The following is a 25,506-nucleotide window of genomic DNA, read 5'->3' as shown; positions in this document are numbered from 1 at the left end:
CTCGATGTCTACGATTTTGACAATTATGTAAATTTTGGTTGGTATTTTTGGTATACTTAACAAAGAGATAGAGAAAAGTTAATTGAAGGTCATTGATGAATCGTTTAATATTGTCTCAGATTAGAGTGGAGGATGAAGAATGTCGCAGCGATTGCTAGTTGTAGACGATGAACAGTCAATTGTAACGCTCTTACAATTTAATCTTGAAAAGGCAGGATATGAGGTTCAAACGGCCATGGATGGAAAGCGTGGCTTAGAATTAGCACAGTCCACATCATTTGATTTAATTGTGCTTGATTTGATGCTTCCTGAAATTGATGGCTTGGATGTTTGTAAACAACTACGTCAAAATCAAGTTTTTACACCAATTTTAATGTTAACTGCTAAAGACGATGAATTTGACAAAGTGCTTGGCCTTGAACTTGGTGCAGATGATTATATGACCAAGCCGTTTAGCCCACGTGAAGTTGTTGCAAGGGTACGAGCTATTTTGAGGAGAAGCTCACAGCAACCAGGTCATTCAGAAGTGAAAGAGCAAGTAACGAACCCTTCGATGATTTCATTTGGGGAAGTTGAAATTTACCCGGAGAATTATGAAGTATTTTATCAAAAACAAGCTTTAGAGCTTACGCCAAAGGAGTTCGAGTTACTCCTTTATTTAGCGAACCACAAAGGTCGAGTGCTAACTCGGGATCAGCTATTAAATGCAGTTTGGAACTATGAATTTGTTGGTGATACAAGAATTGTTGACGTACATATAAGTCACTTAAGGGAAAAAATCGAGCCAAATACGAAAAAACCAATTTACATTAAAACGATTCGCGGTTTAGGCTATAAGCTTGAGGAGCCTCAACTACATGTTTAAACTTCGCATTCGGTTTATCTTTGCCGTATTGTCGATTACATTTATTGTGTTAGTTAGTTTAGGAATTGTCATAGGTCAGCTCTATGAGGACTTTTATTTGGACAATTTTACAGAACGGTTAAAAAAAGAAGCTGAACTTGTAGCTTTTACTCTTGAATCGAATGGAATTGAAGAATCGACTATCCAAACATTAACCGAAAAAATAAGTGCTCGTCTTGATGCTCGTCTAACAATTATATTAGAGGATGGGACGGTCATTGGAGAGTCTGAAGTCGATCCGACTACGATGGATAATCATTATGAACGACCTGAATTAACGGAAGTACGCCTAGGCAATGATGGTGTTGAAACTAGGTATAGTACAACTGTTGGTGCCGAGATGCTCTATTATGCTGTACCTATGTTAAATGCAGAGGGCCAGCTTTTTGGTTACGCACGTCTAGGATTAGCAATGACAACTTTAGATGTTATGAAACAAAAAATTTGGGGAATTATTACCGCAAGTTTTGCTGTCGGTTTCTTTATCATTATGATAGTTACTTATCGTGTGACCGATCAAATGATTCGTCCGATAGAAAATGTTACGACGATTGCTAATGAGCTAGCAGAAGGTAATTTCAAGGCAAGAGCATCAGAGGGAAAGCAGGACGAAATTGGTCAAATGACCCGCTCAATGAATGTACTGGCCTATAATTTAGAACAGATTACGAATCGTAATCAAGCTCAGCAGGAGCGGATGGAAACATTAATTGAAAATATGGGTAGTGGGTTAATCCTTATTAATTCAAGAGGGGATATCACACTCATTAACCGAACATGTCAGCATATTTTTCAGGAGAATACGGATTTATGGCTTAACCATCTTTATCATGATGTGATTAAGCATAAAGAGATTATTAAAATCGTTCAAACTATTCTCCTTACAGAAGATAAGCAGAGAAAGCAAATCCATTTCCCAATTAATCTGGAAATTAGGCATTTCGATGTATACGGTGCACCAGTTATTAGTAATAATGGTATCGTCAAGGGGATCGTTCTTGTGTTTCATGATATAACGGAGTTAAAGAAGTTAGAGCAGGTTCGTAAAGACTTTGTAGCCAATGTTTCTCATGAGTTAAAGACGCCAGTGACTTCAATTAGAGGTTTTTCGGAAACTTTACTAGATGGCGCAATGGAAGAACCAGAGCTTCGAGAAAAGTTTATCAATATTATTTGGAAGGAAAGTGAGCGTCTCCAAGGGTTAATTCATGATTTACTTGAATTGTCGAAAATCGAACAAAGTTATTTTAAACTAAATTGGCAACCGACGGATTTAGGTGAAATAGTGTCAGATGTGTTCATGATTTTATCTGAGAAATCGGAGAAAAAAGGGATTAGTCTCGAGCTACGAGCAGAAGGGAACTTTGAATTAGACGGTGATCCAGAACGTTTAAAGCAAATCATTATTAACCTTGTTAATAATGGAATCATGTACACTCCATCAGGTGGAACGGTGCTTATTCAATTAGAGGAAACCGAGGAATTGATTGAACTTCAGGTGAGTGATACAGGGATTGGAATTAGTGAACAAGAATTACCACGAATTTTCGAACGCTTCTATCGTGTAGATAGGGCAAGAAGCAGAAACTCTGGCGGAACAGGTTTAGGTTTAGCCATTGTTAAACATTTAGTGGAAGCTCATCATGGTAAAATCAATGTTGAGAGTAAAATAGGTGAAGGAACGAGATTTATTATTCAGTTTAAGCGTAAGCATGAAGAGGAATGGTATCTATCGTAGACGATTGATAATCTTTACAAAATATTTACATGGTGTTTATGTGCTGTTAACGTAGTTGTTTTAATATAACTATGAACGGTTCATCAATGCCGCGTGGTCAAACTGTTTCTACTCATCCCTTCAGTTTGGCTACAAAACCCTTTGTTAGGACGAGAGCCCCCCTTAGCTTTCGTCCTTTTTTTACTGTAAATTTTTTTCCTTTCATCCGCCCTGCTCACAATTGTTTTGTACTATAATGTAAAAGTGAGTGCCATTAATCGATGAAACCTAATTATGTCAAGATTCGTAGATTAATAGGGAAGTAAAAAGAAAGAGGGGATGACATGTTAACGATTAAACAATTAATCATCGGCTTCCTGTCTCTAATCGGTATTGTAATTCTTGGTTTGTTTCTTGCAACAGGCTGGTACACTGTCGATGAATCAGAGCAGGCCGCACTTATTACCTTTGGTAAGGTTGATGAAACAATAGCAGAGCCAGGATTGAAATTTAAAATGCCATGGCCGATTCAGCGGGTTGAAATTTTATCAAGAAGTACGTTCAACCTCCAAGTAGGGTACAACGAAGAAAATGGAGAAGTGGTTGAATTTACGGATGAAGCAAAAATGATTACAGGAGATGAAAACATTCTGTATGCTGATTTAGCAGTACAGTGGCGTATTACTAATCCAGAACAGTACTTATATAGTACTCATAATCCAGAAATAGTTCTTTATAATGCGACATCGGCTTCCTTACGTGGCGTAATCGGAAGCTCGAATATTGATGAAGCCCTTACGGATCAACGACCAGAAATTGAAAAACGAGTGTTTGAAAACCTGGTCGAGTTATTAGAAACCTATCAAATTGGAATTAGCATTCAGGATGTCAAACTACAGGATGTTGAGTTACCAACAGAAGAAGTCCGTCGTGCTTTTACGGAGGTAACAGATGCTCGCGAGGAGCGTTTGACGAAAATAAATGAAGCAAACAAGTATAAAAATCAAAAAATGAACGAAGCTGAAGGCGAAAAGGATGCGATCATGTCGAGAGCAGAAGGTACGAAAATTGAACGGATTGAACGTGCCCGTGGGGATGTTGCTAAATTTAATGCATTATATGATGAGTATCTTGTAAATCCTGAGGTAACAAGACAACGTCTCGTTCTTGAAACATTAGAAAACGTTTTACCAAATACAGAAATTTACATTATGGATAGTAATAATAATGATACAGTTAGTTATTTACCGATTCGTCCGATTGAAAGACGGCCAGAGGCAGCACCTGAAGGGGGGACGAACTAAATGAGCGATCAGAATATTGTTGATATTAATGAACGGCGCCCAAATGAAGACTGGCGAAAATATGTAAAGCTTGGACTAGTTGCCTTTATAATGATTGTGTTATTAGCAACGATTATTAGCAATCTTTTTATCGTTGAACAAGGGGAATATAAGATTGTCCGCCAATTTGGTGAGGTTGTAAGAATTGAGGAAGAACCTGGATTGAGCTATAAAATTCCATTTATCCAGTCAGTCACAACGTTACCAAAATATCAAATGGTTTATGATATTCCACCAGCAGAAATAAATACAAAGGATAAAAAGCGAATGCTAGCTGATCATTACGCCGTATGGAAAATTGATAGTCCACTCTTAATGATTTCTAATGCGAGAACATTGCAAAACGCAGAAGCGATTATGGGGGAATTGATCTTTTCAGCGATACGTGCAGAATTAGGTCAGTTGAATTTTGACGAAATTATTAATGAAGAAACATCCTCTCGAGGAAGCTTTAATGAATTAGTACTTGAACGAGTGAATGAGGCTTTATCACGTAATCAATATGGTATTGTTCTAACGGATGTCCGCATGAAACGAACGGATTTACCAGAGGAAAATGAACAAGCGGTGTATCGCCGAATGATTTCAGAGCGGCAATCAACAGCTCAGGAATATTTATCTCAAGGGGATGCGGAAGCAAATCGAATACGTGCAACGACGGACCGAAATGTAAAGGAAATTATTTCAACTGCGAATGCTGATGCAAATGAAATAATCGGGGAAGGGGAAGCTGAGGCAGCGCGAATTTATAATGATTCGTTTGGTCAAGACCCAGACTTTTATCAATTGTATCGTACACTTCAATCCTATGAAACGACGATAGATGATGAAACGGTGATCGTTCTTCCTTCAGATTCACCTTACGCACGTATTTTAATGGGGTATTTAGATTAATGATTTAATTCATTGAATAATAGGGGGACCTATAAGGTGAATGAACCTTTGGGTCGCCCTTTTTCTCAATTTTAGATCAATATGCTACAATAAAAGCGTTCATATAAGAGATTGCGATTCATTATTACATAGGGAGGAGCCTTTCCATTGAAAAAGCTCATTTTAATTGATGGCAATAGTATTGCCTATCGCGCTTTTTTTGCCTTGCCATTATTAAATAACGAAAAGGGTGTTTATACGAATGCTGTTTATGGCTTTACGACAATGCTCTTAAAAATCATAGAAGAAGAGAAGCCAACACATATGATGGTGGCATTTGATGCTGGAAAAACGACGTTTCGTCATAAAACGTATGAGGACTATAAGGGGGGCCGTCAGAAAACCCCGCCAGAGCTTTCAGAACAGTTTGCGTTAATACGAGAGCTGCTCGACGCCTTTAATATCACTCGTTATGAGGCAGAGAACTATGAGGCAGATGATATTATCGGAACCTTGGCTAAGGACGCAGAGAAAGATGGCTGGGACGTTAAGGTTTATTCAGGTGATAAAGATTTACTACAGCTTGTTTCTGAAAAGGTTACAGTTGCATTAACTCGAAAAGGAATTACGTCCATAGAAGCTTATGATGAAAAAATGATTGATGAAAAATATGGGCTCACGCCGAAGCAGATTATTGATATGAAAGGTCTGATGGGCGATAGCTCGGATAATATTCCAGGTGTACCTGGGATTGGTGAAAAAACGGCCATAAAGCTACTAAAGGAATTTGGGACAATTGAAAATGTTTTAGAATCAGTTGATAAAATATCCGGGAAAAAAATGAAAGAGAAATTAGAAGAAAATCGTGAGCAAGCACTAATGAGTAAAGAACTGGCGACCATCTATCTTGAGGTACCAAATGAGATGAATTTACAGGATTTATCGTTTGGTGAGTATGATTCAAAGAAGGTAGTCGCACTCTTTAAAGAACTCGATTTTTCATCTCTTATATCTAAATTTGATGAAGGAGAGGCGGTTGAGAAAAAAGAGCTTGAGAATATTAACTTTGACGTTGTAACTGAAGTTAAGGCTGAGTATTTACAAAATCCTTCTGCGATGGTTGTAGAGGTACTAGATGAAAATTATCACCAAGCAACGATTCATGGGATTGCACTTGTAAATGAAAAAGGCCGTTATTATATACCAACAGATGTTGCCTTACAGTCTGAAAGCTTTATTGAATGGGCAAAGGATGAGGACAAGAAAAAGTGGGTGTTTGACGCAAAACGAGCCGTGGTAGCACTTGGCTGGCAAGGCCTCCTGTTGGATGGGGTTGAATTTGATTTATTGATGGCTTCCTACCTGTTAGACCCTTCGCTTTCATCGCATGAAATTAGTGATATTGTAAAGAGGAAAGGAAAAGGGGAAGTTCAAGAAGATGAGGCGATTTACGGTAAAGGTGCAAAACGAAGCATTCCTAATGAAAAGGAACTCGCTGATCATCTCGTTCGGAAAGCAGATGCTATTTTTCAATTAAAGGAAATATTCGAAGAAGAATTAAAGGAAAATGAGCAGCTTGAATTATTTAAAGATCTGGAAATGCCATTATCGATTGTTTTAGGAAGAATGGAAACAACAGGGGTTAAGGTTGATACTAGTCAATTAAAACAAATGGGAGAGGACTTAGAGGAACGGTTGCAAGCTTTAGAAAAGCATATTTTCGAGCATGCAGGGACAGAGTTTAACATTAATTCTCCTAAGCAGCTTGGCGAAATTCTCTTTGATAAACTTGGTTTACCAGCAATTAAAAAAACAAAGACAGGCTATTCAACATCAGCTGATGTGCTTGAAAAGTTAGCAGAAGATCACGAAATTATTCAGCACATTCTTCACTACCGACAGCTAGGAAAGCTTAACTCAACTTACATTGAAGGACTATTAAAGGTTATTTATCAGGATACAAGTAAAATCCATACCCGTTTTAACCAAGCTTTAACACAAACGGGACGATTGAGTTCAACGGATCCAAACCTTCAAAACATTCCAATTCGACTAGAGGAAGGCAGAAGAATTCGAAAGGCGTTTATTCCGTCTGAAAAGGGCTGGAAAATTCTCGCTGCAGATTATTCTCAAATTGAATTACGTGTGCTCGCTCATATAGCAGGGGATGACAAATTAATTGATGCGTTTAAACATGATATGGACATTCATACAAAAACAGCGATGGATGTGTTTCATGTTAATGAAAATGAGGTTACAAGCAGTATGCGCCGAAGTGCTAAGGCTGTAAACTTTGGGATTGTTTATGGAATTAGTGATTATGGACTTTCACAAAGCTTAAATATATCTAGAAAAGAAGCAGGAGAATTTATTGACCGATACTTGCAAAGCTATCCAAAGGTTAAAGAATACATGGAAAGTAGCATTAGTAATGCGAGAGAGAAAGGCTTTGTTTCTACATTGCTATATCGGAGACGGTACTTACCAGATTTAACGAGCCGAAATTTTAATAAACGTAGCTTTGCGGAACGAACTGCGATGAATACACCAATTCAAGGGAGTGCAGCTGACATTATTAAAAAGGCAATGATTGAAATGGCAAGAAGGTTAGAAAGTGAAAACTTAGAAAGTCGCCTTTTATTACAAGTGCACGATGAATTGATTTTTGAAGTACCAGAGCATGAACTTGAAAAGATGTTAGTACTCGTTCCGGAAGTTATGGAGCAAGCTGTCACGTTACAAGTACCGTTAAAGGTAGACGTTTCGGCAGGTGACACGTGGTATGATGCAAAGTAAGGAGAGAGAAAAGTGCCTGAGCTTCCAGAAGTCGAGACGGTTAGACGTACATTAACTCAATTAGTTGTAGGAAAACAAATTGAAAACATTCAAATTGCATGGGCAAAAATGATTAAAGAGCCCGATGATGTTGACCAATTTAAGACATCATTAATCGGGCAAACGATTCGTTCTATGGGACGAAGAGGTAAGTTCTTATTATTTTTTCTTGATGATGTTGTATTAGTTTCTCACCTTAGAATGGAAGGGCGGTATGGTGTTTATCCGAAAGAAGAAGAAGTTGCTCCCCATACTCACGTCATTTTTGAATTTACAGATGGAACCGAACTTCGTTATCAAGACGTTCGAAAATTTGGAACGATGCATGTTTTTCCTAAAGGTGAAGAAGAGGAGCGTCTACCTTTATCTCAACTTGGAATTGAGCCGTTTTCACAAGATTTCACAGTGAAACATTTAAAGGATGGGATGAAAAAAACAAACAGGAAAATTAAAGTTGCATTATTAGATCAAAAGACCGTTGTCGGACTTGGGAATATTTATGTTGATGAGGCTCTATATCGTGCGAAAATTAAACCTGAGAGGCTTGCAAATTCATTATCAGAAGAGGAATATGAGCATCTGCACAAGCATATCGTTGAAACGCTTCAAGAAGCGGTTGACTTAGGAGGAAGTTCAATAAAATCCTATGTAAATGGTCAAGGTGAAATGGGAATGTTTCAGCAGAAGCTTGATGTGTATGGAAGAAAAGAAGAACCTTGTAGGATTTGTGGAACCCCTATCACTAAAACCGTTGTAGGAGGTAGGGGAACGCATTATTGCATGAATTGCCAAAAATAAACGTACATCGGATAGGCTCCTGCCATATACTATCATATCGATTATGATGGAAGGAGCTTATCAGGATGGAGACTCTTTCATTACTTGCACTTGCGTTAGCGGTAAGCTTAGATAGCTTTGGTGTAGGTTTGACATATGGTTTGCGAAAAATGAAATTACCGCTGAAATCTTTATTTTTTATTGCTTGTTGTTCAGCAACGTCTATTCTTTTGGCGATGGCATTTGGAAGCTTCATCCAAGCGTACTTATCAGTGAAAGTTGCTGAATTATTAGGAGGAATAATTCTCATCTTAATCGGGGCATGGGCCCTATATCAAGTAATTAGACCGGCAAAAAACACAGAGAAAACCCAAGAAGACAAAATCATTTTAAGCTTTGAAATTAAAATGTTCGGTGTAGTAATCCGGATTTTACGAAAGCCGATGGTTGCGGACTTTGATGACTCCGGAACAATTACTGGCAGAGAGGCATTTTTGCTAGGCATTGCATTGTCCCTTGATGCATTTGGGGCTGGAATTGGAGCTGTGTTAATTGGTTATTCACCGATTTGGCTCGCGTTTAGTGTAGCGATGATGAGTGCTTTGTTTGTTACATTAGGAATGAAGAGTGGCTACCGCTTTGCAGACTCGGAAATTATTAAAAAGTTCTCTTTTATCCCGGGAGTATTACTCATTTTATTAGGTGTCATGAATTTATAGGAGTTGGACTTAATGTTAATTGGACTTACGGGTGGAATAGCAAGTGGCAAATCGAGTGTATCCGCGATGTTAAAGAAAATCGGACACCCTGTTATTGACGCAGATCAAATTGCAAGAGAAGTGGTGGAACAAGGTGAGACTGCATATCGGGACATTGTTAGTCATTTTGGGCATCATATTTTAGATGAGCAAGGCAACATAGAAAGAAAAAAACTAGGGGCAATTATTTTTGACAATGAGCAAGAGCGTCAAGTCTTGAATCAAATTGTCCATCCGGCGGTTCGTAAAAGAATGCAGCAGAAGAAGGATTACTATGTTAACGAAGGGTATCAAACCATTATTTTTGATATTCCACTATTATACGAAAGTAATCTTTTTCATCTTGTTGATAAAGTGTTACTTGTTTATGTTGATCCAGACGTCCAATTTAATCGCCTTGAAAAACGAGATCAGGCAGGGAAAGAAGATGCTCAAAGACGAATCAAATCGCAAATACCACTGAAGGAAAAACGTAAGCGTGCTGATGCTATTATTGATAACAACGGTTCATTAGATGAAACGCGCCAACAACTAGAGATCATTTTACAAAAGTGGAATGTCGATCCTCCAAGATAATTGGGGGATTTTTTGTTTATTCTTTTTAAAAAATGATCTTCCTATTCACACTTAATGTGTTATACTAATAAACATAAATAATAAGATATAGTATAACTTAATTGTGAGAGGGGTTTTGTAATGATGAAGGCACGGGTAGCAATTAATGGGTTTGGTCGAATTGGACGTATGGTTTTTCGAAAAGCAATTCTGCAATCAGATGTTGATATTGTAGCAATAAATGCAAGTTATCCGGTGGAAACACTCGCTCATATGATTAAATACGATAGTATTCATGGAGTCTTTAGTGCAGAGGTTCAAACAAAAAATAATACGATTATTGTTAATGGAAAGGAAGTTCAATTATTCCATTCTCGTGATCCAAGGCGTTTACCATGGGCTGAAATGGGGGTCGATATCGTCATCGAAGCAACAGGGAAATTTAAAACAAGAGAATTAGCGGAATATCATCTTGAGGCAGGTGCAAAAAAAGTACTTATAACGGCTCCCGCTACTAAAGAAGACCTTACAGTTGTCGTTGGTGTAAATGAACAAGATTATAATCATCAAGAACATGATATTATTTCTAATGCTTCGTGTACGACAAACTGCTTAGCACCTGTAGCAAAAGTTTTAGATGATGCGTTTCATATTGAAAGCGGTTTGATGACAACGGTTCATTCCTATACAAATGACCAAAAGAATATTGATAACCCTCATAAAGATTTACGAAGAGCTCGAGCTTGTGGACAATCGATTATTCCTACAACGACTGGTGCAGCGAAAGCAATTGCAAAAGTGTTACCTCAATTAGAAGGAAAACTAAATGGTATGGCATTGCGTGTACCAACACCAAATGTTTCATTGGTGGACCTTGTTGTCACAGTTGAAAAGGAGGTTACTGTTGAAGAGGTTAACGAGGTATTAGAGGCGGCTGCAAAGGGACCGATGAAAAATGTATTAGGCTATACCGAGGAGCCGCTCGTTTCAATTGATTTTAACGGAAATGAGCACTCATCCATTATAGATGCCTTATCAACAATGGTGCTGAATGAACGACAAATTAAAGTTCTAGCATGGTATGACAACGAATGGGGATATTCTTGTCGTGTTGTAGACCTTATGCATCATGTTGCACATGAGATGAGCGTTGCTTCCAAAGTACGTTCAGCTTAAAAGCACTTATAATCCATGAGTGATTGAGGAACCCTAAAAAGGATGACCAGTAAACTTTGTTACTGATTATCCGAAAATGAAAGTTCACGAAATTCAGCAAAATACTTAAGGACGTTTGTGGAGAGAAGCTTTGGCGAACGAGGTAAAACGTCCAAAAAATGGATAAAGATATAGTTGCATTTGAAATATAAAACAAGTATACTGATTTTCGTGAACTCAATTACAGCAATTCAGGAATTGTTTACTTGCAGTAAGGGTTAGGACCTCTTTGGACTAACTTTCCCCCGTGTAACTGGACATTCCTACATGCTTTGAGAAAGCATGAATTTTGTAAAGGGGGATTCAACTTATGGACACTATGGGTCGACATGTCATTGCAGAGCTATGGGGTTGTAACGTAGAAAAGTTGAATAATGTGGGGTTTATTGAACAAGTTTTTGTTGATGCTGCTTTAAAAGCTGGAGCTGAAGTGCGTGAAGTTGCATTTCACAAGTTTGCTCCTCATGGGGTGAGTGGCGTAGTTATTATCTCTGAGTCTCATTTAACCATTCACAGTTTTCCAGAACGCGGGTATGCAAGTATTGATGTTTATACGTGTGGGAACAGAATTGATCCAAATGTAGCATCAAACTACATTGCCGAAGCACTTAATGCATCAACGAGTGAAGTGTTCGAGGTTCCTAGAGGAATGGGACCAGTTAAAATTGAAAAATCAAAAGTTCAGGCATTATAGAATATGAAAAGGGGGGGTGTTTTCTACCCTTCTTTTTTTTATAGTCTTTTTTTCTTCTTGATATGATAAAATGATAAGATAAAACGTCTGAAGGCTAGGTGAAATGAATGGGATTTAAAGAAAATTTAATGATGTTTTTTAGTGCAAGAGCAGAATCAACAGAGAAACACTTCTTAGATGAATTAAAAACTAGGTATTATAAAACGTCAAAGGATAAAGCAATCCAGGCAGTAGAAGAAATATTAAATCAAGATGGATTAAAGGTCAAGCGGATTGAAACAGATCTTGGAGAAGTCATTGCAACATCCACTTCAGGGAAAAAAGTTTTAGTCATTGCAACCGTTATCACAGTTAAACCATTTCGTACGGCAGTAGACTTTTCGTGTTCTGTTGAAACGATGCTTCCATCAGATTTCGGGTTTAGTCGCAAAAAAGTCATCGCTTTGTATGAGAAGCTAGATAAGGAATTACCTTACATTGGATCTGGTCTTGGGGATGAACTGCTTTAAGGACTGTTTAAAAATAGGAAAGATTATCCCATATTACCTTGGAACATCGTGAACTAGGTGCTTGTCAGTGCCAATCTTTTTCTATATCATGTAGAGTAGGGTTAGAAGAAAAAGAACGGAAACCTGTACATAAATGGTTTAACTACGTACAGGAAGTGGAGATGGTCGAATGCGTTGTCCAGCATGTCATTATAATGGAACTAAGGTACTTGATTCTAGACCGAGTCACGAAGGACGCTCAATTCGACGAAGAAGAGAGTGCGAATCGTGTAATCATCGCTTTACTACATTTGAGATGGTGGAAGAAGTACCTCTTATCGTTGAGAAGAAAGATGGGACAAGGCAAGAATTTAATCGTGATAAAATATTACGTGGATTAATTCGTGCCTGTGAAAAGAGGCCTGTTTCTCTTGAAACACTAGAAAAGATTGTGAATGATGTTGAAAGAGAACTACGTGGAAAAGGAAAAAATGAAGTAAATAGTCACGACGTTGGTGAGTTAGTTATGGAGCGTTTAGCAAGTGTAGACGATGTCGCATATGTTCGATTTGCTTCTGTTTATCGTCAATTTAAAGATATTAATGTATTTATTAAAGAACTAACTGAATTAATGAATAAGAATTAATTATAGAGAGCTTAAAGCGTTTAGTACGCTGCAAGCTCTTTTTTACCTGACATTAGAAAGAAAAAGGAGGGATGAGAAATGAGCTGGCATTGGAAAGAACTGCTCCCTGTTGATCGATTGACGGTTCGAACGGCTGACTATTTAACAAATGTTGATCAACAAGTTTTAACACTTTTGTATCAGCCTTTAACTGGAGCTCTAGCGTATAGCCTTTATATGACGTTATGGGGACAACTTGAGCGGGATCAATATTGGGGAAAAGAACAAACGCACCGTCAGCTTATGCTCATGATGGGTGTCTCCCTTCAAACGATTTACGAGGAAAGAAAGAAACTAGAGGCGATTGGTCTATTAAAAACCTTTAAAAAGAAAGAGGATGAGAGCTCATCGTACTTGTATGAATTGCAAGCACCGATGTCTCCTCAGCAATTTTTTGAAAATGATGTACTAAGTGTTTACTTATTTAATCGTCTTGGAAAAAACCAGTATCGTAGTTTAAGAGAACGATTTGTGGTTGATAAAGTAAATCAGGATGAATTTGTCGAGTTAACGTATTCCTTTGATGAAGTTTATACTTCACTTCACCATTCGGAAATCGTCTCAAATCTTCAATCAGAAACAGGCGATGGGTTACGACTAGAAGAGAACAAAGAGTTACTATCTAATCAGAAGGAATCCGACCTAACATTTTCTACTGCTTTCGATTTTGAATTGCTTAAAAAGGCACTATCATCTTTTATTATTCCTGAACATGTACTAACTCCATCTGTAAAAGAAGCGATTATAAAACTGGCCTTTGTATATAGAATTGAACCGTTAGAAATGAGCCATATTGTGCAACAAGCTGCAGTTCATGACGATGAAATTGAACTGGCGGAGCTGCGAAAGAAAGCACAAGAGTGGTATAAGCTCGAACATGGTTCTGAGCCACCATCATTAGTGTTACGAAGTCACCCTATTGAACACCAGACGATGAATTCTAAGAAGCCTGAGACAGAGGAAGAGAAAATCGTTAAGCTGTATGAAACAACGCCACCGTTAACGTTGTTAGAAATTCGCTCAGATGGTGCGAAAGTAGCACTGGCTGATGTGAAAATTATCGAGTCTTTAATTTTGGATTATCAAATGCTCCCTGGTGTAGTCAATGTGTTGCTAGATTACGTACTTTGGCTAAATGATATGAAACTGTCAAAAGCCTTTATCGATAAAATTGCTGGACACTGGTCTCGGAAAAAGGTTAAAACAGTCCCGGCAGCGATGGAGCTAGCTCGACAGGAAGAAGAGAACAAAGTGAAAGTAGCGCAAGTACAAGCAGCTAAGAAAAACACAAATCCTACACAGCGTGGAAAAAATATCCGTCGTGATAAATTACCGAAATGGCTGGTAGAAGAAAAGCAAAAGCAAAAGGAAAGTTCTGAAAAGCTTGAGACTGGAAAAACAGTAGAACAAACATCTGATGCTAAGCATCGTTTTGAGCAGATGATGGAAGAACTTAAGCGACGTAAGGAGAAGAAGGGAGAGGTGTAAGATGGAGTCAATTCAATCGGCTTTAAAACAATGGTCAAATTCTACCCGGATTCAGGATCGCCTTGAAGCAGCAAAACAAGAATTACGTACAGATCCGATTGTGATGCAGTTTCTTTCAAACGAAAGGGTGACTGAAGAAATGTTTGACCAAGGATTAATGAAGCTATATGAATATAGAAAAGAGCGTCATCACTGCGCCGAATGTCCTGGTCTTGCAAAGTGTCCGAATATGATGAAAGGATATGAGCCTGAGATAATCGTTGTCCGAGGTCATCTAGATTTACGCTATCAAGCATGTGATCTTAAAAGGAAAGAAGAAGAACAGAAACAGCAGCAACAGCTTATTAAATCATTATATATTCCAAAGGATATTTTAACGGCACGTTTTGAATCATTACAATTAGATTCCGATCGGGAAGAGGCTAGTGCTGCCGCCTTAGAATTTGCGCTTCGTGCACAGCCAGGTGAGGATGGTCAAGGTCTCTATTTTTACGGGAAGTTTGGTGTTGGAAAAACATATTTAATGGGAGCAATAGCAAACGAGTTAAAGGATCGTGGGATTGAGACATTTATAGTATATACACCAGATTTTTTCCGTGAGATGAAGCAATCAATTGGTGATGGCAGCTTCCAAAAAAAACTTGATTTAGTGAAGCAGGCCCAAGTATTAATTTTAGATGATATTGGTGCAGAAACAACTTCAAGTTGGATTCGTGATGATGTACTCGGAGCCATTTTACAGCATCGGATGCTTGAAAAGCTACCAACATTATTTACCTCAAATTATGATTATGATGAACTGGAAACCCATCTGTCTTATTCTGATAAGAGTGGAATTGAGGAGTTAAAGGCAAAGCGAATTATGGAAAGAATTAAGCATTATACGGATCCTATATTTGTAAAAGGGAAAAATCGTCGGGCACGATAAAACGTCTTTAATCTTCTAAAGTGGTTGTCTTTTCTTTCCGGGGTAAGATTTCTATGATACGATAAAACTATCCTATTTTTTGATAGATTGTGGGGGTTACAAATGAGCATCGATCGGATACTTGAACGAGCGGTGAATGGAGAGCGTCTTTCGATGGAGGATGCTGTAAAGCTTTATGAGAGTGACGAGGTTGAAAAAATGGGTGAGGCCGCTAACACCGTAATGAAAAAATGGCACCCTGAGCCTGTAACAACGTTTGTGATCGGACGTAATGTTAATTATACGAATTTCTGTGATACGTATTGCCGCTTTTGTGCGTTTTACCGTGCACCAGGCTCAAAAGAAGGCTATGTATTAGAAGATGATGTTATTTTTCAAAAAATCCAAGAAACGATGGATGTTGGCGGAACAGAAATCCTCATGCAGGGTGGAACGAATCCAGATTTACCATTGGCTTATTACACGGATTTGTTACGTAATATAAAATCGCGTTTCCCTAATATTTGGATGCACTCCTTTTCACCTGCAGAAATTTGGAAAATTGTTGAGGTGTCTGGTTTATCGTTAGAGGATGTGTTGTCTGAGCTACATGCTGCTGGCCTTGATAGTATGCCAGGTGGTGGTGCTGAAATCTTAACTGAAGAAACCAGGCTTCGTGTTAGTCGGTTAAAGATTACTTGGGAACAATGGATCGATGCAATGAAGGTGAGCAAAAAGGTCGGCATGCATGGAACTGCAACAATGGTTATCGGTTTTGGTGAATCGTTTGAAGAACGAGCACTTCACTTACAACGCGTACGCGATGCTCAGGACGAAACAGAATGCTTTACGGCGTTTATTTCATGGTTATTCCAGCCTGAAAATACTGGTATGTATAAAACGAAAAAGTTAACAGCGCGAGATTACTTAAAAAATGTTGCGATTTCTCGTCTTTTCCTTGATAATATTGAAAACTTCCAATCATCATGGGTAACAATGGGACCGGAAGTTGGGAAAAAATCATTAGAATATGGTTGTAATGATTTTGGAAGTACAATGATGGAAGAGAATGTGGTCTCGGCAGCCGGCACAACACATAAAGTGAACACGAATCAAATTTTGACGTTAATCCGTGAGGCTGGAAAAATTCCGGCACAACGAAATACAAAGTATGAAATTATCCGCCGCTTTGACGGTGAGGAATCAGCAGAAAAAGATTTCGTGATGCAAAATTAAGGATAGACTTAACGAGGTTGCCTAAAAGGGAAAAATCCCCTTTCGAGGCAACCTCTTGTTGTATTTACATTCAAAAAGATTATGAACAAACAAGGAAAATTGACGGTGCATATTTGAGTAAACGCTCATATTTTAGCTGTTTATCAAATTGTAGAATTATATGAGGCTCATCCTAAAATACCAGATTTGAGAGAAATGCTTAATCAAAAAAAGAAGGGTTAGCATCTGACATTCCTTGGCAATCAGTTACATTATCTAGAATAAAAACAAGATTGCACTATGACAAACTTAACAGTAATTTGAAACTCCTCTAAACTTTCTAATCATGTTTTGGACACGTACGCATAGGATGGAAGTAGAGTCTGTTTGTACTAAACTACATGAGCGCGCGACATAGATGATTTTTCTTGATTGGGTAAGGAGGAGTACGTGTTGATATCAATTCATTTTGAAGAGGAGTATGATTGCAATCAGTTATTTCAACAGCTAAAGGACTATATGCGAAAATATGCAGTGTTTGGTCTAGGTGGGGAGGTTGAATCAAACGGCGAAGCCATCATTCATGTAAACTATGAAAATAAGGATGTTGATTTTTATGATTCCTTTCATCCGCTTCTAACATCGGTTTTAACAGAACACGTCATTAATACAAGGGAAGAAGAATGGCTTTTAGATATTATTGAAACGATGTTTTATTTTACGGATCCAGAAGAGCAGCAGCAGATTTTAACGATTGCCAGGTCGATATTGGAAGGGGATCGAACGGACTTACCGTCCATTCAACCATTTTTTAATCGACATGCCTTTATTTACGATGCGTTCGCTAAGCATTTGGAGGAAGACACAACCTTTTACTATGACCCTTTTTTGACGTTCCGTTTACGTGAATATGGGGAAATGCTAATTGACTGTGTTGAAATTGCGATTGATGAATATATGTTAGAGCAGGAATATCAAAATATGATTGAGGATTACCGTCAATATGTTCAATACAAAAAACCAAAAATGGATTTATTGTACGTCGTGTATGATGGGCAATTTTCTTTTTATGATACTCATTTTCGAAAGATGACGAGAGAGGAAATCCTTTATCATTTACAAGAAGAGCTTGTTTTTGAGCAAGGTGTTGATATTGAAGAGATGGTGATAAGTCCACTTGTTAGTATGGTACCACGGATGATTCACGTCTTTTCTGATGATGAAGACCACGGAGTTATTTTATCAATTCAGGCAATTTTTCAGGAGCGGATGAAGCTCTTTCCTCTTAAATCATATGAACGTGAAACTACTTAAACTAAAAAGGGCTCTTGATTTTCTGAATTGAGCTCCCTATAATACTACATATCAGGAAAAAGTCATAAAAAGTGATGATGAGGACATGAGACGTTGGAATGGTTTTTCAGAGAGAGGAGTAAGTGCTGTGAGCTCCTTAACCGAGAAAACGATCTTACCACCTCTGAACTGCAACAGGGAAACACTGATATGTGGATTATCTGAAGCCGGTGCGCAACCGTTATCTGTATGATGAGCACAGCAAATGCTTGTTTTTTGCTGTAAACAAGGGTGGAACCACGACTAACACACTCGTCCCTTCTTTTTGGAGGGATGGGTGTTTTTTGTTGTTTAAACGACTATAAAAAGGAGTGAAAGGCATGAGTGAACAAGTTAAGATTACGTTCCCAGATGGTGCGATTAAGGAGTTTCCAAAAGGGACGACAACGGAAGATATTGCCGCATCGATTAGTCCAGGATTAAAGAAGAAAGCTTTAGCAGGCAAATTAAATGGTACGCTGCTCGATCTTCGTACCCCAATTAATGAAGATGGTGAAATTGCAATCGTTACACAGGATTCAGAGGAAGCATTAGAGATTATTCGTCATAGTACGGCGCATCTCATGGCACAGGCAATTAAACGTTTATTTAAAAATGTAAAGCTTGGGGTAGGGCCGGTTATTGAAGGTGGATTTTACTATGATATTGATTCAGAAGAGTCGATTACAGCAGAGGATTTACCGAAAATTGAAAAAGAAATGAAAAAAATCATCGCTGAAAATCTTGAGGTTGTCCGTGTTGAGCTTTTAAGAGACGAGGCAATAAAGCGCTATGAAGAAATTGGTGATGAGTATAAACTTGAGCTAATCGAGGCGATTCCTGAGGAAGAGACATTAACAATTTATGAGCAAGGGGAGTTTTTTGATTTATGCCGAGGTGTTCACGTTCCTTCAACGAATAAGATTAAAGAATTTAAGCTTTTAAGCCTAGCGGGTGCGTACTGGCGTGGCGATAGCAAGAATAAAATGCTTCAACGTATTTATGGAACAGCCTTTTTCAAGAAGGCGGACTTAGAGGAGCATCTTCGTTTATTAGAAGAGGCAAAAGAGCGTGATCATCGTAAATTAGGAAAAGAGCTTGGTATTTTTGCGCTTTCACAAAAAGTAGGACAAGGTTTGCCGCTTTGGTTACCAAAGGGAGCGACTGTTCGTCGAATTATCGAGCGTTATATCGTTGATAAAGAAGAAAGACTAGGCTATCAACATGTATACACGCCAATTTTAGGAAGTTCAGAGCTTTATAAAACATCAGGTCACTGGGACCATTACCAAGATGATATGTTTCCGGTAATGGAGCGTGACAATGAAGAATTTGTGTTACGCCCGATGAACTGTCCGCATCATATGATGGTGTATAAGCAAGAGATGAGAAGCTATCGTCAATTGCCACTTCGAATTGCTGAGCTTGGAATGATGCACCGTTATGAAATGTCCGGAGCAGTGTCAGGCCTGCAACGTGTTCGCGGGATGACGCTAAATGATGCTCATATTTTCTGTCGTCCTGACCAAATCAAGGAAGAGTTCCTTCGCGTCGTCCACTTAATCCGTGAAGTGTATAAAGATTTCGGTCTTGAAAATTATAAGTTCCGTCTTTCTTATCGTGACCCTGAAGACAAGGAAAAGTATTTTGATGATGATGCGATGTGGGAGAAGGCACAAGGCATGTTAAAAGATGCAATGAATGAGCTAGGAGATGTCGATTATTATGAGGCAGAAGGAGAAGCGGCTTTCTACGGTCCGAAGCTTGATGTTCAAGTAAAGACTGCCCTTGGAAAAGATGAGACGCTTTCAACTGTTCAGCTAGACTTCTTATTACCTGAGCGCTTCGATTTGACGTATATCGGTGAAGATGGTCAGCAGCATCGCCCTGTCGTTGTTCACCGTGGTGTCGTTTCCACGATGGAACGCTTTGTTGCTTTCTTACTTGAGGAATATAAAGGGGCATTCCCTACATGGTTAGCCCCTATTCAAACACAAATTATTCCTGTATCTCCGGATGTACATTTAGATTATGCAAAAAAAGTACAAGAACAGCTGCAGGCGATCGGTGTCCGTGTGGAAATTGATGAACGGGATGAAAAAATTGGTTATAAAATTCGTGAAGCACAAATGCAAAAAATTCCTTATATGCTTGTTCTCGGTGATAAGGAAATGGAAGCTGAAGCTGTCAATGTTCGCAAATACGGGGAGCAAGATTCGCATTCACTATCAGTAGCAAGCTTTGTTGAGCAATTAGCAACAGAAGTGAAGAAATAAGTTTACGAAAATTAACCATTGCATTTCTCGAGATAATTCGCTAAAATAACCTAGTCGCCATTAATTAAGTTGACACCTTTCAAAAGAGTATGATATAGTTACCTAGTAATTGAATAGGACACAAAGCAAGCAGAAGCGCCCGCTTCTCACCTGATTGACGCAAGAGGCTGTTGACAGGTCATGGAATTCATTTTGACGAATAACCGAAGTGTGGGCGTATTATGCCCACACTTCTTTTTTTATGAAATGAAAGGTTGCTTAACAATTAGCAACTGCGGCAAATTGCTTTGATCCGTTAAAATCCTTTGGAGGTGGCTCATTATTAGTAAAGACAATATGTTGGTCAATGAAGGGATTCGTGCCCGTGAAGTACGTTTAATCGGAGCAAATGGTGATCAAATCGGAGTGAAATCGAAACAAGAAGCGTTAGAAATGGCGCAAAATGTGAATCTCGATTTAGTCTGTGTTGCACCAAATGCGAAACCACCTGTGTGCCGCATTATGGATTACGGTAAATTCCGTTATGAACAACAAAAGAAAGACAAAGAAGCTCGTAAGAAACAAAAGATCATCAGTGTAAAAGAGGTTCGTTTGAGCCCAACAATTGAAGACAATGACTTCAATACGAAGCTTCGCAATGCTCGTAAGTTTCTTGAAAAGGGAGATAAAGTAAAAGCTGCGATTCGTTTTAGAGGCCGTGCGATTACTCACTCTCAAATTGGAAGAAAAGTATTAGAGCGTCTTGCAAAAGAATGTGAAGATATTGCAACAATTGAAGCGATGCCTAAGATGGAAGGTCGTAGCATGTTCCTTATCTTAGCACCTAAAGCTGAGAAGTAAGAGAAGATTAAAGGAGGACCTAAGGAATGCCTAAAATGAAAACTCATAGAGGCGCTGCAAAGCGTTTCAAGAAGACTGGATCTGGAAAACTCAAGCGTTCACACGCATTTACAAGTCACTTGTTTGCAAACAAGTCAAAAAAGCAAAAGCGTAAATTACGTAAGGCTGGAATGGTACATTCTGGAGACTTCAAACGTATTCGTCAAATGTTAACGTACAAAAAATAATTGATTCGTTTCGGATAGAAAGAAGGAGGGTTCTTCGATGCCAAGAGTAAAAGGCGGTTATGTCGCTCGTCGTCGTCGTAAAAAGGTTTTAAAATTAGCAAAAGGTTATTATGGTTCTAAACATACATTATTTAAATCAGCACAAGGGCAGGTAATGAAGTCCTTACTATATGCTTACCGCGATCGTCGCAACAAAAAGCGTGACTTCCGTAAGCTATGGATTACACGTATTAACGCTGCAGCTCGCATGAACGGTCTTTCTTACAGCCGTTTAATGCATGGTTTAAAGCGTGCTGACATCAATGTTAACCGTAAGATTCTTGCTGACCTTGCGATTAACGATGAAAAAGCGTTTGCTGAACTTGCTTCAAAAGCAAAAGCAAGCTTAAATGCATAAGAACTAAAAGCGTGGATAATCTTCCACGCTTTTTTTGTATGAAAAGTGATGTAAGCTCCGTCAAGAAGATTAAAATGAGCTTGGCACCATCGTATGCTAAGATGTTTTTTTGGGAGAGGAAGGTAAATATGGGGGTCTTGATTATATACATAATGTTTGTTTCGATTTGTGGTCTGGTGCTTATGAGCTATGATAAACGTCAGGCGATAAAAAAGAAGCGAAGAGTACGAGAGCGTACGTTATTTCTTATAGCTTTAATAGGAGGTAGTGGCGGTGTATATTTAGGAATGAACCTGTTTCGGCATAAAACGAAGCATCGAAGTTTCTCGCTAGGCTTACCGGTTATGATCCTTTTGCAAGTTGCAATTATCATTTATTTCCTAGTTCAATTCGTTATCTAAGCCCTTTTCTTTTTAGCTATGAGAATGTTCTATCTGTAAAAAAGTCCTTCCTTTAGTAGTCTTAAGTGATTCGCTAAAAATCAGAGATTTTTGGACTGTCGTACAAACCATTCTAGCAGTAAGACATAGCATGGCAATGTACGTGAAATAAGGAGGGATTGATCATGTCTTTAAGACGAATCAACGATCAGAAGATGAATACAGCGGCAGCGGAGCAGCTGAAACAGGAGAAAGAGAAGAAAAATAATCGTAATGAACAACCAAGCATAACAATCGGTTCTAGTAGTAAAATTGCCGCAACATTAGCTAAGACAATGGGTCAATGCAAAGCAACTGATCGTGTTGAAGTGATTATCCAAACAACAGCTGAATTAAAGAAGGATTTAAAAAAGGGTTCGGCTATTTTAGGTCACTCTTTTCATCCAAAACACACGTTTAATTATATTAACGCCTTTTCAGCAGAGTTGACCGTCGATCAAATTAATAAATTAAGTAAGCATAAAGATGTAACGCTAATCGAACAAAATGTAGATGTTGAAATGCATTTAGATACAGCCAACCGTTGGTATGGCACACAAAAAGCTCGAGATGATTTTAATTTGACTGGGGCTGGAGTGACAATTGCTGTATTAGATACAGGAGTAGATCACAACCATGTTGATCTAAATAATCATAAAGTCATCGGATGGCGAGACTTTGTCAATGGAAGAGCAAATCCTTATGATGATCAAGGACATGGAACTCATGTAGCAAGTATAGCAGCTGGAACTGGTGATGGAAATCAACGTTATCAAGGAGTCGCTCCTGAAGCATCGATTGTCGGAATAAAAGTATTAAATGCCAATGGGTCAGGTTCAATGGTTCAAATCATCCGAGGAGTTGAGTGGATGATCGAAAATAAGGACCGTTTTAATATAAAAGTAGCAACACTAAGTCTCGGATTAAGTGGCACTTCAGATGGTACAGATGCATTATCTCAAGTCGTAAACGCTGCAGTTGATCGACAAATAGCTGTTGTTGTTGCAGCAGGGAATTCAGGCCCAACCCGCTATACAATTGGTACTCCTGGTGCAGCAGAAAAAGCGATTACTGTTGGCGCCATGTCCGACGTCGGTGAGATGGGGTATTTTCTCACAGAGTTTTCCTCCAGAGGCCCAACAGCAGATGGCCGGATAAAGCCAGATATAGTAGCGCCAGGTTATCAAATTACTGCTGCTGCCGCTAATACAACAAACGAATATGTAACCTTTAGCGGAACGAGTATGGCATGTCCATTTGTGGCGGGAACAGTAGCGTTAATGATTGAAGCCAATCCTGTACTAACACCAGAAGAAATTAAATCGATTTTAGTAAACACGGCTGAAGAATGGGGACCAACTGAAAAAGATCATGATTATGGTGCAGGAAGACTCCGTGGCTACCGGGCAATAACACAAGCGGGCAATATGAGAGGCGACGTGCCTACAACGCCGCGTCATATTCGTCAAATCGCATATCTCCAGTCATCACGAGACCAACAACTATGGCAATATCAAGTTCAGTCGCTAGCATATCCGATTTCTCTAACGATGTTACTAGATAACGAAAATAGTGACTTCGATCTTTATGTTTATAACCCAAATGGGAGATTAGTAGGCTATTCAAATTCGACTCGACGACAGGAACAGGTTTCATTTGTCCCAAGAGTAACAGGAAACTATACAATTGAAGTCTACAGCTATCGTGGAAGTGGAGCTTATTATTTAGATATTAGCGGCGGAGCATAAACTAATAAAACGTGACATCACCCCACGATGAGACTGAACTCATAGTGGGGATTATACTCAACAATGGGCTTTTAGTTTCAACTAACTTGTATAAGCCATCATCTTTGTGCAGAGTTTTTCATAGGATAAAAAAAGGAGGGCTACACATGGAGGAGCTTTTGGAACGTTCACTTCGAATAATTGAGGAAGCTGGTTGGCTTGGGCCTCTTTTTTTTATTATTCTACATGTTTTTAGGCAAGTGTTGTTTATACCTGTACTGGTTATATGTTTAATTGGAGGGTACCTATTTGGTACGCTATACGGATCGATATATTCAATTTTAGGGTTAACGGCAGTAAGTCTTGTTTTTTATGGAATGATTCATATGTTTGCTAGTTTTCGAAATAAGATATCGCAATTAAAAACGCGTTTTTTAAAAGAAAAGCATGACCTTACGCTTGCACAGATGATGATCATGCGTTTAATGCCGTTTATACATTTTCATCTTGTATCGTTATATTTGATTGAAACCTCAAAGGGGATAAAGGATTATATAAAAAAATCAGTCCTTGTTAGCATCCCGCCAGCCATTGCTTATACAGCCTTTGGTGATATGATTCATGAGCTTCCTTTAGCTGGAACTGTTATTTTTGCTAGTTTTCTCACGATATTATTTATTTTGTTTCGAAAGCGTGAATCAAAAATTAGCTGGAATGATTTCTTTGGAACGAAGAACACAAAAAAGCCATCACTCAAAAAAATGTAGGGCGATGGCTTTCCTATTAAGTCGGACAATGGCTTGTATTTCCGAATTTATTCTGACCGTAAAAATTCTTTAATTGGACTTTTCCATTCAATGTTCGCTTGGGGATACCTCGTACGAATATCCTCTTCAATGAATGTAAAATCTTCTCGGTTTAATCCTTTTAATCGGTCCGTTCTTCTAGCCCAAACATAAATGGATACGATATCAAATGAGTGTTCAGTTGTTCCTAAATATTTTTCTCCTTCAAACATGACGCCTTTATAGGTGATTAGAAAGTTTTTACGTACGTTTTTCTCATCATCTAAAAAGAAAAATTGCTTGCGCTCATGTGCTTGTTCAAGTTTACGACGTGGATGAAACAAATATTTAATAGCGCTATATACAAGAATCGCGAGTGCAAGTAAAATCAAAAGACGAAATAGGATGACCATTTGTCGATTCCCCTTTCAAGATACATCAGAGCTGTGTTCTTTTATTATAGTCTATACGAAAGACAACGTCATTTGGTTGCAAAAAAATTCTGATATAATGGATTAGAATGGAGGAGAGGGACATGAATATTGCTGCACTATTTACTACACAGCATACATTAAACAAACGAATTATTCACGAACATCAATTAGAGAGTAAAGACTTATTTTCGGAACAGCTTCTTGCTTTTTTAGTTGAGCTTGGGGAATTAGCGAATGAAACTCGGTGCTTTAAATATTGGAGTAAAAAGCCTTCCTCTGAAAAGGAGGTCATCCTTGAAGAGTATGTTGATGGACTACATTTTATATTAACGATGGGTATTGCTCTTGATTTCATGAATTTTGAACCAGGTCGGACCATTGAACAAGAAGAAACATTAACGAAGCAATTTACACGAGTAATGGAACGGACCCACCAGCTACATCAAGAACGTTCTGAAACAAGCTACATACAATTATTTCAGGATTTCCTCATGCTCGGACAGATGCTTGAGTTATCTGAAGAAGAAATAGAGCGAGGGTATTATGAAAAAAATCAAGTAAACCATAAGCGTCAGGATGAGGGCTATTAAAATTTGAGTAACAATAAATGGTTCG

Annotated in this window: 25 protein-coding genes and 1 other annotated feature; of the genes, 24 read left to right on the top strand and 1 reads right to left on the bottom strand. The window is 38.5% G+C overall.

Going from position 1 to position 25,506, the window contains the following annotated elements; genetic code table 11:
• Positions 1-139: 139 nt before the first annotated feature.
• The 23 genes from B1R93_RS09785 to B1R93_RS09675 all read left to right on the top strand — a co-directional run bounded on the left by B1R93_RS09785 (position 140) and on the right by B1R93_RS09675 (position 24,439).
• Positions 140-865, top strand: a complete 726-nt coding sequence (locus B1R93_RS09785) for a response regulator transcription factor (protein WP_088103795.1) — start codon at positions 140-142, stop codon at positions 863-865.
• Positions 858-2,642, top strand: a complete 1,785-nt coding sequence (pnpS, locus tag B1R93_RS09780; RefSeq protein ID WP_088103794.1) for a two-component system histidine kinase PnpS — start codon at positions 858-860, stop codon at positions 2,640-2,642. The genes B1R93_RS09785 and pnpS overlap by 8 nt, the downstream gene beginning before the upstream one ends.
• Positions 2,643-2,965: 323 nt before the next feature.
• Positions 2,966-3,925, top strand: coding sequence for an FtsH protease activity modulator HflK (gene hflK / locus B1R93_RS09775; protein WP_088103793.1), 960 nt, complete (start codon positions 2,966-2,968; stop codon positions 3,923-3,925).
• On the top strand, positions 3,926-4,858 hold the full coding sequence (gene hflC, locus B1R93_RS09770) for a protease modulator HflC (RefSeq protein ID WP_088103792.1): 933 nt from the start codon (positions 3,926-3,928) through the stop codon (positions 4,856-4,858).
• A gap of 147 nt (positions 4,859-5,005) precedes the next feature.
• Entirely contained in the window at positions 5,006-7,633 is a 2,628-nt protein-coding gene (polA, locus tag B1R93_RS09765; protein WP_088103791.1) for a DNA polymerase I, read from the top strand.
• A gap of 12 nt (positions 7,634-7,645) precedes the next feature.
• Positions 7,646-8,470 (top strand): DNA-formamidopyrimidine glycosylase, encoded by an 825-nt coding sequence (gene mutM / locus B1R93_RS09760; protein ID WP_088103790.1) that lies wholly within the window; start codon positions 7,646-7,648, stop codon positions 8,468-8,470.
• 65 nt (positions 8,471-8,535) lie between these two features.
• On the top strand, positions 8,536-9,168 hold the full coding sequence (ytaF, locus tag B1R93_RS09755) for a sporulation membrane protein YtaF (RefSeq protein ID WP_088103789.1): 633 nt from the start codon (positions 8,536-8,538) through the stop codon (positions 9,166-9,168).
• Positions 9,169-9,180: 12 nt separating this feature from the next.
• Positions 9,181-9,783: a dephospho-CoA kinase gene (gene coaE, locus B1R93_RS09750; protein ID WP_088103788.1), complete on the top strand. Its 603-nt coding sequence runs from the start codon at positions 9,181-9,183 to the stop codon at positions 9,781-9,783.
• A 123-nt stretch (positions 9,784-9,906) separates the two neighbouring features.
• The gene (locus tag B1R93_RS09745; protein WP_088104640.1) at positions 9,907-10,938 is read left to right on the top strand and encodes a glyceraldehyde-3-phosphate dehydrogenase; all 1,032 of its coding nucleotides are present in this window, start codon (positions 9,907-9,909) and stop codon (positions 10,936-10,938) included.
• A 349-nt stretch (positions 10,939-11,287) separates the two neighbouring features.
• The gene (gene speD / locus B1R93_RS09740; protein WP_088103787.1) at positions 11,288-11,671 is read left to right on the top strand and encodes an adenosylmethionine decarboxylase; all 384 of its coding nucleotides are present in this window, start codon (positions 11,288-11,290) and stop codon (positions 11,669-11,671) included.
• Positions 11,672-11,778: 107 nt separating this feature from the next.
• Positions 11,779-12,180, top strand: a complete 402-nt coding sequence (locus B1R93_RS09735; RefSeq protein WP_088103786.1) for a DUF1499 domain-containing protein — start codon at positions 11,779-11,781, stop codon at positions 12,178-12,180.
• A 169-nt stretch (positions 12,181-12,349) separates the two neighbouring features.
• A complete protein-coding gene (gene nrdR, locus B1R93_RS09730; protein ID WP_088103785.1) occupies positions 12,350-12,805 on the top strand; it encodes a transcriptional regulator NrdR in 456 nt (151 codons plus the stop codon).
• Between the two features lie 78 nt (positions 12,806-12,883).
• Positions 12,884-14,332, top strand: a complete 1,449-nt coding sequence (locus B1R93_RS09725) for a replication initiation and membrane attachment family protein (RefSeq protein WP_088103784.1) — start codon at positions 12,884-12,886, stop codon at positions 14,330-14,332.
• Position 14,333: 1 nt separating this feature from the next.
• Entirely contained in the window at positions 14,334-15,260 is a 927-nt protein-coding gene (gene dnaI / locus B1R93_RS09720) for a primosomal protein DnaI (RefSeq protein ID WP_088103783.1), read from the top strand.
• Positions 15,261-15,362: 102 nt separating this feature from the next.
• On the top strand, positions 15,363-16,475 hold the full coding sequence (gene mqnC / locus B1R93_RS09715) for a cyclic dehypoxanthinyl futalosine synthase (protein ID WP_088103782.1): 1,113 nt from the start codon (positions 15,363-15,365) through the stop codon (positions 16,473-16,475).
• 432 nt (positions 16,476-16,907) lie between these two features.
• The gene (gene ytxC, locus B1R93_RS09710; RefSeq protein WP_088103781.1) at positions 16,908-17,768 is read left to right on the top strand and encodes a putative sporulation protein YtxC; all 861 of its coding nucleotides are present in this window, start codon (positions 16,908-16,910) and stop codon (positions 17,766-17,768) included.
• A gap of 359 nt (positions 17,769-18,127) precedes the next feature.
• Positions 18,128-20,062, top strand: coding sequence for a threonine--tRNA ligase (gene thrS, locus B1R93_RS09705; RefSeq protein ID WP_088103780.1), 1,935 nt, complete (start codon positions 18,128-18,130; stop codon positions 20,060-20,062).
• A gap of 121 nt (positions 20,063-20,183) precedes the next feature.
• Positions 20,184-20,305: a sequence feature (ribosomal protein L20 leader region), on the top strand.
• A 93-nt stretch (positions 20,306-20,398) separates the two neighbouring features.
• Entirely contained in the window at positions 20,399-20,902 is a 504-nt protein-coding gene (infC, locus tag B1R93_RS09700) for a translation initiation factor IF-3 (RefSeq protein ID WP_088103779.1), read from the top strand.
• A gap of 26 nt (positions 20,903-20,928) precedes the next feature.
• Positions 20,929-21,129: a 50S ribosomal protein L35 gene (rpmI, locus tag B1R93_RS09695; RefSeq protein ID WP_088103778.1), complete on the top strand. Its 201-nt coding sequence runs from the start codon at positions 20,929-20,931 to the stop codon at positions 21,127-21,129.
• A 37-nt stretch (positions 21,130-21,166) separates the two neighbouring features.
• On the top strand, positions 21,167-21,526 hold the full coding sequence (rplT, locus tag B1R93_RS09690; protein WP_088103777.1) for a 50S ribosomal protein L20: 360 nt from the start codon (positions 21,167-21,169) through the stop codon (positions 21,524-21,526).
• 128 nt (positions 21,527-21,654) lie between these two features.
• Positions 21,655-21,927: a DUF1294 domain-containing protein gene (locus B1R93_RS09685; RefSeq protein ID WP_088103776.1), complete on the top strand. Its 273-nt coding sequence runs from the start codon at positions 21,655-21,657 to the stop codon at positions 21,925-21,927.
• A 164-nt stretch (positions 21,928-22,091) separates the two neighbouring features.
• On the top strand, positions 22,092-23,693 hold the full coding sequence (locus B1R93_RS09680; RefSeq protein WP_088103775.1) for a S8 family serine peptidase: 1,602 nt from the start codon (positions 22,092-22,094) through the stop codon (positions 23,691-23,693).
• 146 nt (positions 23,694-23,839) lie between these two features.
• On the top strand, positions 23,840-24,439 hold the full coding sequence (locus B1R93_RS09675; protein WP_088103774.1) for a TVP38/TMEM64 family protein: 600 nt from the start codon (positions 23,840-23,842) through the stop codon (positions 24,437-24,439).
• Between the two features lie 47 nt (positions 24,440-24,486).
• Here the strand turns inward: B1R93_RS09675 and B1R93_RS09670 are convergent, their stop codons facing one another.
• Positions 24,487-24,870: a sigma-w pathway protein ysdB gene (locus B1R93_RS09670; protein WP_088103773.1), complete on the bottom strand. Its 384-nt coding sequence runs from the start codon at positions 24,868-24,870 to the stop codon at positions 24,487-24,489.
• 122 nt (positions 24,871-24,992) lie between these two features.
• On the opposite strand from B1R93_RS09670, the gene B1R93_RS09665 reads away from it, so the two are divergent.
• On the top strand, positions 24,993-25,481 hold the full coding sequence (locus B1R93_RS09665) for a dUTP diphosphatase (protein WP_088103772.1): 489 nt from the start codon (positions 24,993-24,995) through the stop codon (positions 25,479-25,481).
• Positions 25,482-25,506: the final 25 nt, after the last annotated feature.

Source organism: Halalkalibacter urbisdiaboli (assembly GCF_002156385.1).
Classification (GTDB): domain Bacteria; phylum Bacillota; class Bacilli; order Bacillales; family Bacillaceae_D; genus Halalkalibacter_A; species Halalkalibacter_A urbisdiaboli.
The sequence above is the reverse complement of the archived record's forward strand: the minus strand, read 5'-3'. Positions and strand labels throughout refer to the sequence as shown.